Annotated in this window: 10 protein-coding genes, 1 tRNA gene, 1 other RNA gene, 2 pseudogenes and 1 riboswitch; of the genes and pseudogenes, 2 read left to right on the top strand and 12 right to left on the bottom strand. The window is 65.8% G+C overall.

The features are described from left to right. Window positions 1-47 precede the first annotated feature (47 nt). A pseudogene (tnpC, locus tag ACTWJ5_RS27755) lies at window positions 48-847 on the bottom strand (IS66 family transposase); the annotation flags it as partial. Here tnpC and ACTWJ5_RS27750 point away from each other — a divergent pair. Further along, window positions 829-1,130 (top strand): annotated as a pseudogene (locus ACTWJ5_RS27750) (tyrosine-type recombinase/integrase); the annotation flags it as partial. The pseudogenes tnpC and ACTWJ5_RS27750 overlap by 19 nt on opposite strands. Here the strand turns inward: ACTWJ5_RS27750 and ACTWJ5_RS27745 are convergent. From ACTWJ5_RS27745 to ACTWJ5_RS27695, 11 genes are all read right to left on the bottom strand, one after another. After that, window positions 1,118-2,026, bottom strand: coding sequence for a hypothetical protein (locus tag ACTWJ5_RS27745; protein WP_444436944.1), 909 nt, complete (start codon window positions 2,024-2,026; stop codon window positions 1,118-1,120). The pseudogene ACTWJ5_RS27750 and the gene ACTWJ5_RS27745 sit on opposite strands and share 13 nt — an antisense overlap. An 86-nt stretch (window positions 2,027-2,112) precedes the next feature. Next, window positions 2,113-2,181 (bottom strand) — tRNA-Ile (locus tag ACTWJ5_RS27740). Between the two features lie 187 nt (window positions 2,182-2,368). Beyond that, window positions 2,369-2,724, bottom strand: a transfer-messenger RNA (tmRNA) gene (gene ssrA / locus ACTWJ5_RS27735). Between the two features lie 74 nt (window positions 2,725-2,798). After that, the gene (locus tag ACTWJ5_RS27730) at window positions 2,799-3,476 is read right to left on the bottom strand and encodes a type 1 glutamine amidotransferase domain-containing protein (protein ID WP_074981289.1); all 678 of its coding nucleotides are present in this window, start codon (window positions 3,474-3,476) and stop codon (window positions 2,799-2,801) included. Window positions 3,477-3,580: 104 nt separating this feature from the next. Then, entirely contained in the window at window positions 3,581-4,591 is a 1,011-nt protein-coding gene (locus ACTWJ5_RS27725) for a sodium:calcium antiporter (protein ID WP_444436943.1), read from the bottom strand. Between the two features lie 63 nt (window positions 4,592-4,654). Next, a riboswitch (yybP-ykoY riboswitch) is annotated at window positions 4,655-4,824 on the bottom strand. A gap of 113 nt (window positions 4,825-4,937) precedes the next feature. Then, window positions 4,938-5,189, bottom strand: coding sequence for a hypothetical protein (locus ACTWJ5_RS27720; RefSeq protein ID WP_253393082.1), 252 nt, complete (start codon window positions 5,187-5,189; stop codon window positions 4,938-4,940). 92 nt (window positions 5,190-5,281) lie between these two features. Continuing rightward, the gene (locus ACTWJ5_RS27715) at window positions 5,282-6,667 is read right to left on the bottom strand and encodes a sensor histidine kinase (RefSeq protein WP_444436942.1); all 1,386 of its coding nucleotides are present in this window, start codon (window positions 6,665-6,667) and stop codon (window positions 5,282-5,284) included. After that, complete coding sequence (locus tag ACTWJ5_RS27710; protein WP_043268986.1) at window positions 6,664-7,338, bottom strand: response regulator; 675 nt, start codon at window positions 7,336-7,338, stop codon at window positions 6,664-6,666. The genes ACTWJ5_RS27715 and ACTWJ5_RS27710 overlap by 4 nt, the downstream gene beginning before the upstream one ends. A gap of 414 nt (window positions 7,339-7,752) precedes the next feature. Continuing rightward, complete coding sequence (locus tag ACTWJ5_RS27705; RefSeq protein ID WP_444436941.1) at window positions 7,753-10,578, bottom strand: FAD-binding and (Fe-S)-binding domain-containing protein; 2,826 nt, start codon at window positions 10,576-10,578, stop codon at window positions 7,753-7,755. Window positions 10,579-10,725: 147 nt separating this feature from the next. Beyond that, window positions 10,726-11,871, bottom strand: coding sequence for an FMN-dependent L-lactate dehydrogenase LldD (gene lldD, locus ACTWJ5_RS27700; protein WP_074981300.1), 1,146 nt, complete (start codon window positions 11,869-11,871; stop codon window positions 10,726-10,728). Between the two features lie 70 nt (window positions 11,872-11,941). Next, window positions 11,942-13,618, bottom strand: a complete 1,677-nt coding sequence (locus ACTWJ5_RS27695; RefSeq protein WP_074981303.1) for a lactate permease LctP family transporter — start codon at window positions 13,616-13,618, stop codon at window positions 11,942-11,944. Window positions 13,619-13,936: 318 nt separating this feature from the next. Between ACTWJ5_RS27695 and ACTWJ5_RS27690 the strand changes: the two genes are divergently transcribed. Then, the gene (locus tag ACTWJ5_RS27690; RefSeq protein WP_074981305.1) at window positions 13,937-14,701 is read left to right on the top strand and encodes an FCD domain-containing protein; all 765 of its coding nucleotides are present in this window, start codon (window positions 13,937-13,939) and stop codon (window positions 14,699-14,701) included. Window positions 14,702-14,804 lie beyond the last annotated feature (103 nt).

The raw sequence follows: 14,804 nt of genomic DNA, 5'->3' as shown, positions 1-14,804 counted from the left end.
TTGTAAACGCTCCACAAACCCCATCTTCCTTTGACGAGGCCGTGTGATCAGGATGCACTGGCCGTCGGGCAATTCCACGGCAGCAGTGCTTCGTAATCCTCAACACTCTGTGCCGCTGGCAGGCAATCGAGGATATGGCGCAGCCAGGCGTAAGGCTCCTGTCCGTTGGCCTTGGCGGTTTCGACCAAGCTGTAGATCTGCGCGCTGGCCGTGGCGCCCTTGGGCGTGTCGCTGAACAGCCAGTTCTTGCGGCCGATGACGAACGGGCGGATGGCGTTCTCGGCACGGTTATTGTCGATGGGCAGATGCCCACCTTCGACATAGCGCACGAGCCTGCTCCAGTTGCTGGCCAGGTAGTTCAGCGCTTTGCCCAGAGCGGTTTGCCCAGCGACCTGTGGCTGGGACTTGTCCAGCCAGACCTTGAGCTGGCCGAGCAGTGGCAGGCTGCGTTGCTGGCGGGCGGCCAGGAGTTCGGTGTCGTTGGTTTCGTTCAGATCACGCTCAATGCCGTAGAGCTTGTTGATCAGGTTCAGCGCCATGTCGGCACGGCCGGTCTTGCCCTTGGGCTGCACCTTCTGCGCCTCGACGAACTTGCGCCGCGCATGCGCCCAGCAGGCCAGGCGCTCGATCCCTTCCTGCGCGGCCACGGCGTTGTAGCCAGCGTAGTCGTCGGTCATCAGGTAGCCGCGATAGCCATCGAGCAGACGCAGCGGCACGTCCTGCGCGCGGCTGGCGCTGTAGTCGAAGAGGACGATCGGTTTGTCCGGTGGACCACCGCTCTGCACCCACATCCAGGAGTGCGCAGAGGGAAGGGATCGTGCCCCGGTTCGTGCAGCACCTGCAGACGGAGTAAGGGCGCATTGGCGAATGCATGGTGCGTTCACGTCCTGCATCACATCCTCCGCCGCGCCCTGGAGCGGACCACGATTCAGCTGCCGCAAGGGCAGGCTAGCCACGCGCTCCGGCATACCTTCGCCAGTCACTTCATGATGAATGGCGGGAACATCCTCACGCTCCAGAAAATCCTGGGTCATTCGACGCTCACGATGACGATGCGATATGCCCATCTTTCGCCTGACCATTTGCAGGAGGCAATCAATTATGGTCCGTTGCGAAGCTATGGTGTTTGATTGTAAGTCCCTGCAATGGTGCTTCTGTATGCGGGATAGTCAGCAGTTTTCAGTTTTTCGATAATGCCTGAAACGACTCTATATCGAGAGTCGAAGTTATCGGCATTGTAAATGGTTCCGTCTACTGACAGGTTGTTGATTGTGATTGATATTTCTTTAATCAAGTCAACTTTTAATGAGGTGGTAAGCAGGTTTTCTTTCTTTAACGAAGCTATCGATGTGCCGCAAACCTTAAAGCTGTTGCTGCTCTCCCAGGTATCCTGCATGTTTCCGAATGGCCACTGCCATTGGGCATGAGCGACCTTGTTTCGCAATGTGATGGCTTGTGCAAAGTGCTCAGTTATCCACTCGCTCATTTCTTGGTAATAGTGAAACTTTGAGAATGGGACGGTGGTTCGAGTTATTTCTGCACTCAACGCTAGTCCGGCATTCTTTTTTATGCCTATATCTAGTGCGCACTGCCAGCGCTGATCAAGTGCTTTCTTGTTGTAGACAAGCTCTCTCTCGTCTTCGTTGAATGCGCCTTTCTCATATAAGAGCTTGTGGAGCCTGGCCTCGCACCAAACGCCAAGTAGCATTGTGTATAGTCTGCTGAATGTAAGTTCGCCTGTTGAGTCATTTTTTGATATGACTTTTCTTAGGTGCTTTTCCGTTTGTTTTAATGCTTCTGTGACATGTTGAAAGTTAGCCTCATGGTATGACTGAACTTTCTGGATTTCGGCGGTAGTTGCGGGAGCGGCAGCAGGAACAGCAGGAACAGCAGGAACAGCAGGAACAGCAGGAACAATAGGGGCACTGCCAACCGCTGTTGCTTCGCTACCTATTAAGGGGTTTGAAGACGTAGTTTTACGAGCTAGGGGGTTCGTACTATCGGAAGAGGAGTATGAGCGCTTCACAACGTAATGAAGGGCTCTGATAAGTGCGCTTACCATAGCTCGTTATTATGGAGTCCAGATGCCAAAGTAATCTCTTCAAATTACTTTGGCATGCCGGACTCGAACCTGGACCTCTCTATGATTAGTAGAGCGTGCAACCTTTACACCACATGCCCGTGCGCATAGTTCATCAATTCTTTTTTTATTTCAAGTCTTGACGGAGGGGTGGTGAGGCGATAGCAGCAGGTATGGGGGGGCGTGATCTCAGGGGGCGAGATCGCGACACTTTTTCGACACTCCGGTCGAGAAATGAAAAAGCCCCTGAAATTCGCTAGGAAAATCAGGGGCTTCTCGTCTTGCATTTGGTGGAGCCGGGGGGATTTGAACCCCCGTCCGCCAGCTCTCCGCTATCGGTTCTACATGCTTAGCCATCTCTACTGAGTTAACTCCGCGCGGCCCGAGTGGCAGGGCGCTTGGAGCGAGCTGTATGAGTTTTAGCCGTTACGTCTACAGCGAACTTGGCGGCGATCCTGTTCTATCTGACAGACCTAATCTTCGGGTTTACAGGCATCCCCTAGGGTCTGCTGGCGCCCTTAGGCGGCCAGAGCGTAGTTGTCGTCGTTGGCAACTATGAATTGTGGCAGCGGATTTACGAGAACTGTCACCTACTCGGCATGCCCCTCAAGTTTTGTTACCGGCGTCGAATCCTAATCGGCCCCAGAACCTTTGAAGGTACGCGCCAGTGTACGGCAAAGCCCCCGGCGAGTCCACCAGGGGGCTCTGCAAGCTCCTGTCAGCCCAGGAGTTTCAGCACGGCGGCGGCCACCGCTTCGCTCGATGCGGGGTTCTGCCCGGTGATCAGCAGGCGGTCCACTTCCACGTGGCTCTGCCAGTCGTCGGCCTTGGCGTAGCGGCCGCCCTTGGCCTTGAGTTCGCTCTGCACCAGGAAGGGCACCACGTTGGTCAGGCCCACGGCTTCTTCCTCGCTGTTGGAGAAGCCGGTGACGTGGCGGCCCTCGACCAGCGGCTTGCCGTCGCCGTTCTTCACATGGCGCAGCACGCCGGGGGCGTGGCAGACGGCGGCGACCGGCTTGCCGGCGCTGGCGAAGGATTCGATCAGGGCGATGGAGTACTGGTCCTCGGCCAGGTCCCACAGGGGGCCGTGGCCGCCGGGGTAGAAGACGGCGTCGTAGTCGGCCTCGTTCACCTCGGCCAGCTTGCGCGTGTTGGCCAGGGCGGCCTGGGCTTCGGGGTCCTTGCGGAAGCGCTCGGTGGCCGGCGTCTGGGCGTCGGGCTCGTCGCTTTTCGGGTCCAGCGGCGGCTGGCCGCCCTTGGGCGAGGCGAGCGTCAGCTCGGCGCCGGCGTCCTTGAACACGTAGTAGGGCGCGGCGAATTCCTCCAGCCAGAAGCCGGTTTTCTTGCCGGTGTCGCCCAGTTGGTCGTGGGATGTGAGCACTACCAGGATCTTCATGGCCTCTCCTTGCATGCAGCGGTGTGACGGCAGGCGCCGGCCGGGCGCCTGGCGGAACCGTCAGTTTAGGCGCTGCGCCGTGGCTTGCACGGCGGCGCCGGCGTTCAGCGGCCGAGGGTGATGGCCAGGTAGGCGACGTAGAGCCCGCCATTGCCCAGCAGCACCCAGGCGGCGATGCCGTTGTGGCGGGCGTTGAGGCGCAGCCAGAGCGCCGCGCCAAGGGTCACCAGCACCCCGGTGAGCACTTCGATGCGCGGCTGCCAGGGCGTCAGCAGGATGCCGATGGCCGGCAGCAGGGTGCCCTGGAAGACCATGGCGCCGGTGATGTTGCCGAAGGCCAGGGTGTCCTTGCCGCGGCGCACCCAGAGGATGCTGTTGACCTTCTCCGGCAGTTCGGTGGCGATGGGGATGATCAGCAGCGAGAGCAGCAGGGCGGAGATGCCGAGCAGGTCGGACAGGCCCTCCACGCCGTGGATGAAGCCCTTGGCGCCGAGCACCAGCAGGGCCAGGCCCAGCGCCAGTTGCACGAGGACGGTGAAGGCGTTGGTCGGCAGGCCCAGGCGCGACAGCCACATGGGGTTTTCCGCCGCGGTGCCGTGGCCGTCCTCCACCAGGTCGCGGGAGGCGCGCAGGGTGAGGGTGATGTAGCCGACGTAGGTGAGCACCAGCAACACGCTCAGGCCGATGCGGTAGCTGTGCAGTTGCGAGGGCACGAACATCGCCACCGTGGCCAGGCAGAAGGCCAGGAGGAAGAAGTTGAGGTCGCGCAGCAGGCCGCTGCGCTCGGGTACCAGCCGCCCGCGCAGGCCACGGCCGCGGAGGACGAAGCAGGCCATCAGGCAGGTGGACAGGGTGGAGAGCATCAGCGGCGCGCCGAGGATGGCGCCCACGCCCACTTCTTCGTTGAGCGAGACGTTGCTGGTGCCGGCCACCAGCGCCAGCAGCGGCACCAGGGTTTCCGGCAGGGCGGTGCCGATGGCGGCGAACAGCGAGCCGGTGACGCCTTCGGAGATGCCCAGGCGCTCGCCCAGGTGTTCCAGGGCGTTGGTGAAGAGTTCGGCGGCGATCAGGATCAGCAACAGCATGCCGAGCAGTTCGAGGACGAAGGTCAGCATGGCGCGCGCTCCTCGCGGGTGGAGGGCGATTCGAGGCGGAGGCGGTGCATCACGGTGGAACTCCCGGCCGGTATGGTACCCATGACCATGCGCCTCCCCGGCCGTTGCGGAGGTTGCATGGTCAAAGGTCTTGCCAGGCTTTGCGCTGGCCACGCCATGGCCTGCCGGCCAAGGATGTTGACGTGGTCCCCGCCGGTGTTCCGGGCGGGCGGCTACTCCCCAATGACGCCGGGCATTCTAGCGGATTGCCCGGCGCGCTCAAGGGGTTGTTTCCTCATGTGTCGATTGCCGCGGCCCCGAGGCCGCCGCGTTTCCCCGCTCGCGGCGGCGCCCGCCGGGCGTCGTTTCAGCTGCTGGACGAGGCTTTCAGCAGCTTGAGGGCCTTCTCGGTCATGGCCACGCAGGCCTGGCTATTGCCCTGTTCCTGGGCCTGGGCGGCCTTTTCCTGGAGCCGCATGGCCTGCTCCTGCACGCTGTCGCTGCGGTTGGTGCTCTGCATGCTCTCGTCGATTCTCTGCAGGTTGTCGCTGCAGCGGTCGGCGGCGAACACCGGCGACGCGAGCAGCGCGGCACTGATGAACAGGATGGTGGTTTTCATGATGCGGTACCTGTACGGCTGAACATGTCACAGGCGGCGACTCGCCAGGCGAGCGGGGCCTGAACGGTGGACTGCGCCGCGGCTGCCGGGGTTCAGGAAAGTTGCGCGGACGGCAGCTCCACCCGCACGCCCAGGCCGCGCCCGTCCAGGCCGGGGTGCAGGCTGATGTGGCCCTGGTGGATTTCCACCACGCGCTTGACGATGGGCAGGCCCAGGCCGCTGCCGCCGGTGCCGGAGGCGACGCCGGGGCTGCGGTAGAAGCGGGTGAAGATGGCGGCCTGCTCGGCGGCGGCCACGCCGGGGCCGGAGTCCAGCACCCACAGCTGCACCTTCGCATCCTCGGTGCCCAGGCGCACTTCCACGCGGCCGCCCTCGGGGGTGTAGCGCAGGGCGTTGCTCACCAGGTTGCCGAGCATGATGCCCAGCCACACCGGCACGCCCATGACCACGGCGCCCTGGCTCTCCAGTGTCAGCTCGATGCCCTTGTCGATGGCCTGGGACGCCAGGTCGGCGATGGTTTCCTCGCTGAGCTGGCCGAGGTCGACGGGGGTGAAGGTCTCGTGCAGTTCCTCGTTGTCCAGGCGTGCCAGCAGGAGGATCTGTTCCATCAGCGTGCCGATGCGCTCGACGCTGCGGCTGACCTGCTGCAGGCCGTGGGCGAGCACCGCCGGGTCGGAGGAGCGCAGCGCTACCTGGGCATGGGTACGCAGGCTGGCCAGGGGCGTGCGGATTTCGTGGGCGGCGTCGCTGGTCAGGCGGCGCTCGGCCTCCATGGCGGTGCCCAGGCGTTCGAGCAGCAGGTTGAGTTCGTTGACCAGGCTGTGCACTTCCACCGGCGCGCGGTTGAGCGCCACCGGCTGCAGGCTGCGCGCGCTGCGCTGGTGCAGTTGCGCGGTGAGGCTGCGCAGCGGCGCCAGGCCGTTGTTGACGCCGAACCACACCAGCAGGGCCAGCAGCGGCAGGGCCAGCAGCAGCGGGAAGAGGGCGCTGAGCAGCAGCAGGTGCAGGGTGTGGCTGCGGTGGTGGAGGTTCTCCACTACCCAGATGCGCGCGTTTTCGTCGCGGGTGCTCAGTTGCAGGACGCGCCAGGTGATGCCGCTGTGTCTGATCTCGGAGAAGCCGGTCTCCAGGGCCTCCAGGCCGGTGGGCAGGCCGGGCGTGGCGAACAGCGGCTGGCCCTGGTACCAGAGGCTGTAGCCCAGGGCGGATTCGCGCTTGACCAGCGGCAGGCCCTCGATGGCCTTGCGGCTGCGGGCGATCAGCTCGCCCTGGCCGCCGGCGACGTCCACCAGGCGCAGGGCGGCCTCGCCGAAGTCGATCATGTCTTCGTCGTAGAGCCGGTCCACCTGGCGCGAGGCGAGGTGGTAGGTGAGGGTGCCGGCCAGCAGCCAGCACAGCGTCACGCCGCCGATCAGCAGCGCCAGCAGGCGCCGGCTCAGCGAGCCGGCGCGGCGCGTGCGGCCAGGCGTGGCGCTCAAGGCGCGTCCTTGGCCGGGCGGTCGATGCCGTAGCCGATGCCGCGCACGGTGCGGATCAGCTCGTTGCCCAGCTTGCGCCGCAGGTGGTGGACGTGGACTTCGATGGCGTTGCTTTCCAGCTCGCCGTCCCAGCCGTACAGGGCTTCCACCAGGCGGGTGCGCGAGAGCACTTTGCCGCGCTGTTCCAGCAGCAGGCGCAGCAGGGCGTATTCGCGCGGGGCCAGTTCCACCGGCTCGCCACCCAGGCTGACCTGGTGGGTGGCCGGGTCCAGGCGCAGTTCGCCGTGTTCCAGCAGCGGCTGGGCGCGGCCGGTGTGGCGGCGGGTGAGGGCGCGCACGCGGGCCAGCAGTTCGTCGAGGTCGAAGGGTTTGCTCAGGTAATCGTCGGCGCCGGCGTCCAGGCCGGCCACGCGGTCGGCGACCTTGTCGCGGGCGGTGAGGATCAGCACCGGAGTCATGTCGCCGCGCTTGCGCAGGCCGCGCAGGACTTCCATGCCGTCGCGCCGCGGCAGGCCGAGGTCGAGCACCAGCAGGTCGAACTCGTCGGTGGCCAGGGCCTGGTCGGCGGCCACGCCGTCGGTCACCCAGTCCACGGTGTCGCCTTCCAGGCCCAGCCCGGCGCGGATGCCGTCGCCCAGCAGTGGGTCGTCTTCAGCCAGCAGGATTCTCATCTTCGCCCCCATTCGCATGGTGTCGCCGAGCAGGATAGCCGCAGCGGCGGTTTCGCGGCAGAGGCTGGCAGGGCTCGCTTAACGTGGGGTTAAGGCGAGGGGAGGTGTTTCCTGTAGGAGCGAGCTTGCTCGCGAACAGACTCGGCAGCGGGGTTTGTTCGCGAGCAAGCTCGCTCCTACGAAGAGCGGAAAGGCGGCAGGGCCGGTTAGTGGCGGCGATGGGTATCGCTTCGCTCAACCCATCCTACGGGAGCTCGCCGGGGTGCTGTGTGCCGGGGCAATGGTGGATGTGGCGGATCGCGGACGGAGTCCGCTCCTACAGTTTTTCGGAGGCTGCGGCATTCGGGGTTGGCGCCGCTCCCTCTCCCAGCCCTCTCCTTGACGGGAGAGGGGGCCGTTCGTGTAGGAGCGGATTTATCCGCGATTCATTGCCTCTGTGCGGGGGCGGGTTACGCGGTCCACCAGGTAGACCACGCCGTGGTAGTCGATGCCGCTGTGGGCGCTCAGGCCGATTTCGCAGGTGCGGCTGGTGGAGATGCCTTCTTCGCAGTACTGCACCGCGTCTTTCAGGCTGCGCAGCGAGTGGGCGTTGAGTTCCGGGGTGGTGAAGCCTTTGTCGCCGGCGAAGCCGCAGCAGTGGATGCCTTCGGGGATCACCACTTCGTTCGTGCAGCGGCGCACCAGGTCGATCAGCGCCTGGCTTTCGCCCAGGTGCTGGGTGCTACAGGTGACGTGCACCGCCACTGGCTTGTCCAGCGGCTGGAAGTCCAGGCGTTCGACCAGGAAGCTGCGGATGAACTTCACCGGGTCGTAGATTTGCAGCCGGCTGTCGGCCAGGTCCTGGACCAGGCGCAGGGTGCAGGGGCTGGTGTCGCAGTAGATCGGGTCGAGCCCGCCACGGCTGGCCTGCAGCAGCGCGGCCAGCAGTTCGTCGCGCTTGTCGTCGGCCTGCTGCTTGTAGCCCTTGGAGGCGAACGGCTGGCCGCAGCAGAGGTTGTCGGCGTTGTCCGGGAACACCACCTGGTAGCCGGCTTTCTCCAGCAACTGGCGGGTCTTGTCGATTAGCGGCACCTGTTCCTCGTCGCCGGCCGCCGGGCCCATGGCGCGGGACACGCAGGCGGTGAGGTAGACCACCCGTGGCTTGTCGGCGATATCGCTGGCCGCCGGCAGGCTGAAGCGCACTGGCTGCGGCATGGCCGGCGTCCACTGCGGTACGCGGCCCTTGCTGGCGTGGCTGATGGAGGCGCTGAGGCTGGCCAGGCGCGGGGCGCCGAGAACCATGCGCGCGCCGTTGGCGGCATGCAGCATGAAGCGCGTGCCTTTCATCGCCGTGGCGAAGTTGCGCGACAGCCAGGTGGCGGTGCCGGCGTGGCGGGCCTGCTCGCCGCGCAGTTTCTTCACCAGCTCGCCGGTGTTGATGTTCACCGGGCAACGCTGGGCGCACAGGCCGGTGGCGGCGCAGGTGTCTATGCCCTGGTATTGGTAGTCGCGCTCCAGTTGCGTGGTGTCGACGCCGCTGCGGCGCTTGGCCTGAATGTCGCGCCACATGACGATGCGCTGGCGCGGGCTCAAGGTCAGGCCCTTGGACGGGCAGACCGGCTCGCAGAAGCCGCACTCGATGCACTTGTCGACGATTTCGTCGGCGGCCGGCAGCGGCTTGAGGTTCTTCAGGTGCAGCTGCGGGTCGTCGGTGAGGATGACGCCGGGGTTGAGGATGCCCTGCGGGTCGAGCAGGCGCTTGAGCTGCCACATCAGCTGGTAGGCGTCGTGGCCCCATTCCAGCTCGACGAAGGGCGCCATGTTGCGCCCGGTGCCGTGCTCGGCCTTCAGCGAGCCGCCGTATTCCACCGCCACCAGGTGCGCCACGTCGTCCATGAAGGCCGAGTAGCGCGCCACCTGCTCGGGCGAGTCGAAGCCCTGGGTGAAGACGAAGTGCAGGTTGCCCTCCAGTGCGTGGCCGAACAGGATCGCCTCGTCGTAGCCGTGCTTGTCGAACAGCTCGATCAGGCGGTTGACGCCCTCGGCCAGTTGTTCGACGGGGAAGGTGACGTCTTCGATGATCACCGTGGTGCCGGTCTCGCGCACCGCGCCCACCGCCGGGAAGGTGTCCTTGCGGATGCGCCAGAGCTGGTTGTAGACCACCGGGTCTTCGCTGAAGTCGACCTGCTTCTCCACCGGGAATTCGGCGATGGAGGCCATGATCTGCGCGAGCTGTTCGTGCAGTAGCGTCTGCGTCGCCGCGCGGGATTCGATGAGCAGCGCGCAGGCGCCGGCGGACAGGCTCTTCACCCACACCGGCATGCCCTGCATGTTCTCCACCGAGCGCAGGCTGCGGCGGTCCAGCAGTTCCACGGCGGACACCGGCTGCTGCTTGAGCACCGGCACAGCCTTGCAGCAGGTTTCCACGTCGGGGAAGACGATCAGCGCGCTGGCCTTGTGCGGGTGGTCCGGCACGGTGTCGTAGGTCACCGCGCTGATGAAGCCCAGGGTGCCCTCGGAGCCGACCATCAGGTGGGTGAGGATGTCCAGCGGCTGGTCGTAGTCCACCAGAGCGTTGAGGGAGAAGCCGGTGGTGTTCTTCAGGCGGTACTTGTGGCGGATCTTCGCTGCCAGCTCGGTGTTGGCGCGGGTCTGCCGGCCCAGTTCGGCCAACTGTTCCAGCAGTTCGCCGTGGCTGGCCTGGAAGGCCTCGACGCAGGCGTCGTCCTCGCTGTCCAGCAGGGTGCCGTCGGCCAGCACCAGGCGCAGGCCGGCCAGGGTGTTGTAGCTGTTCTGCGCGGTGCCGCAGCACATGCCACTGGCGTTGTTGGCGACGATGCCGCCGATCTTGCAGGCGTTGATCGAGGCCGGGTCCGGGCCGATCTTGCGGCCGAAGGGCGCCAGCCAGGCGTTGGCCTGGGCGCCGATGACGCCGGGCTGCAGGCGTATCCGCTCGCCGCTGCCTCGGATGTCGCGGCCGTTCCAGTTGTCGCCCAGCACCAGCAGCACCGAGTCGCTGACCGCCTGGCCGGAAAGGCTGGTGCCGGCGGCGCGGAAGGTCACCGCCACCTGCTGGGCGTGGGCGGCGCGCAGCAGGGTGCGCACCTCGTCTTCGCTCTCCACGCGGATCACCAGCTTGGGGATCAGCCGGTAGAAGCTGGCGTCGGTGCCGAAGGCCAGGGTCGAGAGCGGGTCGTCGAAGCGGCGCTCGCGGGGGATCAGGTGTTCTACCGTGTCGAGGAACGCGGCGGGCAGGCTCATGGCGGCTCCAGTCATCATCGGTGAGCGTGGACCGCTGGACGGCCCATCGGTGTTCTTTTGATTTTGCAGGAGCGAGCTTGCTCGCGAACCCGGCGGGCTCGGAGCCGGGCAGGTTCGCGAGCAAGCTCGCTCCTACAGGGGGCGCTCTCAGGCGCCGAGTTCGCGCACCAGCGAATCGCGGGTGATTTCGCCGATCGACTTGGCGCCGGTGAGCACCATGGCCACGCGCATTTCCTTCTCGATCAGCTCCAGCAGGTTGCGCACGCCGGCCTCGCCATCCACCGCCAGGGCGTAGAGGAAGGCGCGGCCGAGCAGCACGCTGTCGGCGCCCAGGGCGATCATGCGGACCACGTCCAGGCCGTTGCGGATGCCGGAGTCGGCGAGGATGGTCAAATCGCCCTTCACCGCGTCGGCGATGGCCGGCAGGGCGCGGGCGCTGGACAGCACGCCGTCGAGCTGGCGGCCGCCGTGGTTGGAGACGACGATGCCGTCGGCGCCGAATTTCACCGCGTCCTTGGCGTCCTCCGGGTCGAGGATGCCCTTGATCACCATCGGGCCTTCCCAGAAGTCGCGGATCCACTCCAGGTCCTTCCAGGAAATCGACGGGTCGAAGTTGGCGCCCAGCCAGCCGATGTAGTCGGCCAGGCCCGTGGGGTTGCCGCGGTACCTGGAGATGTTGCCCAGGTCGTGCGGGCGGCCCAGCAGGCCCACGTCCAGCGCCCACTGCGGGTGGGTCATGGCCTGCCACATGCGCCGCAGCGGGGCGTTCGGGCCGCTCATGCCGGAGTGCGCGTCGCGGTAGCGGGCGCCGGGCACCGGCATGTCCACGGTGAACACCAGGGTCGAGCAGCCGGCGGCCTTGGCCCGCTCCAGGGCGTTCTTCATGAAGCCGCGGTCCTTCAGCACGTAGAGCTGGAACCACATGGGCCGGTCGATGGCCGGCGCCACTTCCTCGATCGGGCACACCGAGACGGTCGACAGGGTGAAGGGCACGCCCTTGGAGGCCGCGGCGCGCGCCGCCTGCACTTCGCCGCGGCGGGCGTACATGCCGGTCAGGCCGACCGGGGCCAGGGCCACCGGCATCGCCAGGGTCTCGTTGAACAGCTTGGTTTCCAGGCTCAGCTCGGACATGTTCTTCAGCACGCGCTGGCGCAGGGCGATGTCCGACAGGTCCGCCACGTTGCGGCGCAGGGTGTGCTCGGCGTAGGCGCCGCCGTCGGCGTAGTGGAACAGGAAGGGCGGAATCTTGCGTTGGGCCGCGGCGCGGTAGTCGGTGGAGGCGGAAATGATCATCTGGCAGGGCACCGGTTGGGGTGGACGGTGAAGGCCGGGCCCCGTAGCGCTGGGGCCCGGCAGGTACAGCTTAGTGAACGAGCATGCCGGTGAAGACATAGGCCTGCAGCAGGGTGATCACGCCGATCACCGCGGCGAACAGCAGGCTGTGCTTCAGGGTGAAGCGGAACAGGTCGGATTCCTTGCCGACCATGCCGGTGGCGGCGCAGGCCACGGCGATGGATTGCGGCGAGATCATCTTGCCGGTCACGCCACCGGTGGTGTTGGCGGCCACCAGCAGGGTGTCGTTGACGCCGATCTGGTGCGCGGTGGTGCCCTGCAGGGCGCCGAACAGCGCGTTGGACGAGGTGTCCGAACCGGTCAGGAACACGCCCAGCCAGCCGAGGAACGGCGAGAAGAACGGGAAGGCCGCGCCGGTGCCGGCCAGGACCAGGGCCAGGGTGGTGGACATGCCGGAGAAGTTGGTGACGAAGGCGAAGGCCAGCACCATGCCGATGGACAGCACCGGCCACTTCAGTTCAACCAGGGTTTCCTTGAAAGTGGTCAGACCAGTTTTCGCGGCGATGCGCAGGATGAACATCGAGACGATCGCGGAGATCAGGATCGCGGTGCCGGTGGCGGCCAGCGGGTCGAACTTGAACACGGCCGGCAGCGCGGTGGCGGCGGCGGCGATCGGCGGGCCCTTGAACACCAACTGGTCCAGGCCCGGGATCGGGAAGTTGAACACCAGGCTGTAGAGCGCGCCGCCGGGCAGGAACATGGCCTTGAACGGCTTCAGCGTCCAGATGGTGACCAGCACGGTGAGCACCAGGAACGGCGACCAGGCCTTGATGATCTCGCCGGTGCTGTAGGGCGAGGGCTCGGCGCGCGGTGCGCTGCCACCGCCGGCGACGGCTGCGCCACCGGAGACGCCGAGCACTTCCACGGCGTGGGCCGGCTGCCAGACCTTGAGGAACAGCGTCAGGCACACCAGGCTGATCAGCGCGGAGGTGATGTCCGGCAGTTCCGGGCCGATGAAGTTGGAGGTGAAGTACTGGCTGACGGCGAAGCTGCCGCCGGCGACCAGGGCGGCCGGCCAGGTTTCCTTCACGCCCTTGAGGCCGTCCATCATGAACACCAGCCAGAAGGGGACCAGCAGCGACAGCAGCGGCAACTGGCGGCCGGCCATGGCGCCGATCTTGAAGGCGTCGATGCCCGAGACCTGGCCGGCGACGATGATCGGGATGCCCAGGGCGCCGAAGGCCACCGGCGCGGTGTTGGCGATCAGGCACAGGCCGGCGGCGTACAGCGGGTTGAAGCCCAGGCCGACGAGCAGGGCGGCGGTGATCGCCACCGGTGCGCCGAAGCCGGCCGCGCCTTCCAGGAAGGCGCCGAAGGAGAAGCCGATCAGCAGCACCTGCAGGCGTTGGTCGGAGGTGATCGACAGGACCGAGCTGCGGATGATCTCGAACTGCCCGCTCTTCACCGTCAGTTTGTACAGGAACACCGCCGCGACGATGATCCAGGCGATCGGCCAGAGGCCGTAGAGGAAGCCGTAGAACGCGGCGCCCAGGGCCTTGCCGACCGGCATGCCGTAGGCGGCGATGGCGACGACGATGGAGAGGATCAGGGTGATGGTGCCGGCGACGTGGCCCTTGAGGCGGAACACGGCGAGGGCGAGGAAGAAGAAGACGATCGGGATCACGGCGACCAGCGCGGACAGGCCGAGGCTGCCGAGCGGGGTATAGATCTGCTGCCAGGTTTGCATGCTGTTTTGGCTCCTAATTGTTTTTTGATTGGAGTCTAGTCTTGCGCCGCGTCGTGGGTTTTGCGCCGCCCCGGGAAGGGTTGGCGGCAGGCTGACGACCGTCTCGGCGTATCTCTCGAAAATTGGTAATACCAATTTACAAAAGCGAGCGCCCAGAGTAAAAGCATCCCTGTAGGCTGTCAATTTGCGGCGCTACAACTTTTGTCGGGCCGGGCGATCCAGGCGATCGCCGGGCTTGTTGTGGTTGGCGCCGCTGGTTAGGCTGCCGCCCCTGCGAAACGGGGCCTTCCGCCAGGCGGGCCGAGAGGTGGGGAAAAGATGGCTTTCAATCAGGTACGGCAGCGCCGCTTGTCGGACGATATCGTCGAGCGCCTCGAGGCGATGATCCTCGAGGGCACGCTCAAGGCGGGCGAACGCCTACCGGCCGAGCGCGTGCTGGCGGAGCAGTTCGGCGTGTCGCGGCCATCGCTGCGCGAGGCGATCCAGAAGCTGGTGGCCAAGGGGCTGCTGGTCAGCCGCCAGGGCGGCGGCAATTATGTCGCGCAGTCCCTGGGCTCGACCTTCAGCGACCCATTGCTGCACCTGCTGGAGAGCAACCCCGAGGCGCAGCGCGACCTGCTGGAGTTCCGCCACACCCTGGAAGGCTCCTGCGCCTACTATGCCGCGCTGCGCGCCACCGAGGTGGACCACCAGCGCCTGACCAGCGCCTTCGAGACGCTGCAGGCCTGCTACCAGCACTACGACAAGGTCAGCGACGAGGAGGGGACGGCCGATGCCAGCTTCCACCTGGCCATCGCCGAGGCCAGCCACAACACCGTGCTGCTGCACACCATCCGCGGCCTGTTCGACCTGCTCAAGCACAACGTGGTGACCAACATCGGCGGCATGTACGCCCAGCGCGCGGAAACCCGCGAGCAGCTGATGAGTCAGCACCGCGAGCTGTACGAGGCGATCATGCAGGGCCGGGCGGAAGAGGCGCGGGAGATTTCCCACCGGCACATTGCCTATGTGCGGGAGGTGCTGGAGGAGGCGCAGGACGAAGTGCGGCGCCTGGAGCGGGCGCAGCGCAGGCTGGGGGTTTAACGGCAGGAACCTGTAGGAGCGAGCTTGCTCGCGAACAAGGCCTGGCGCCGTGCCTGCCCTGTTCGCGAGCAAGCTCGCTCCTACGAAAAGCAGGGGCTGGTGT

Source organism: Pseudomonas sp. A6 (genome assembly GCF_052367875.1).
Lineage (GTDB): Bacteria > Pseudomonadota > Gammaproteobacteria > Pseudomonadales > Pseudomonadaceae > Pseudomonas > Pseudomonas citronellolis.
This window is presented reverse-complemented; position numbering and strand designations above follow the sequence as displayed.

Coding starts and splice junctions, on each gene's coding strand:
- ACTWJ5_RS27690 (WP_074981305.1), top strand. CDS start 13,937: ATGGCTTTCAATCAGGTACGGCAGCGCCGCTTGTCGGACGATATCGTC.
- ACTWJ5_RS27710 (WP_043268986.1), bottom strand. CDS start 7,338: ATGAGAATCCTGCTGGCTGAAGACGACCCACTGCTGGGCGACGGCATC.
- ACTWJ5_RS27720 (WP_253393082.1), bottom strand. CDS start 5,189: ATGAAAACCACCATCCTGTTCATCAGTGCCGCGCTGCTCGCGTCGCCG.
- lldD (WP_074981300.1), bottom strand. CDS start 11,871: ATGATCATTTCCGCCTCCACCGACTACCGCGCCGCGGCCCAACGCAAG.
- ACTWJ5_RS27730 (WP_074981289.1), bottom strand. CDS start 3,476: ATGAAGATCCTGGTAGTGCTCACATCCCACGACCAACTGGGCGACACC.
- ACTWJ5_RS27705 (WP_444436941.1), bottom strand. CDS start 10,578: ATGAGCCTGCCCGCCGCGTTCCTCGACACGGTAGAACACCTGATCCCC.
- ACTWJ5_RS27695 (WP_074981303.1), bottom strand. CDS start 13,618: ATGCAAACCTGGCAGCAGATCTATACCCCGCTCGGCAGCCTCGGCCTG.
- ACTWJ5_RS27725 (WP_444436943.1), bottom strand. CDS start 4,591: ATGCTGACCTTCGTCCTCGAACTGCTCGGCATGCTGTTGCTGATCCTG.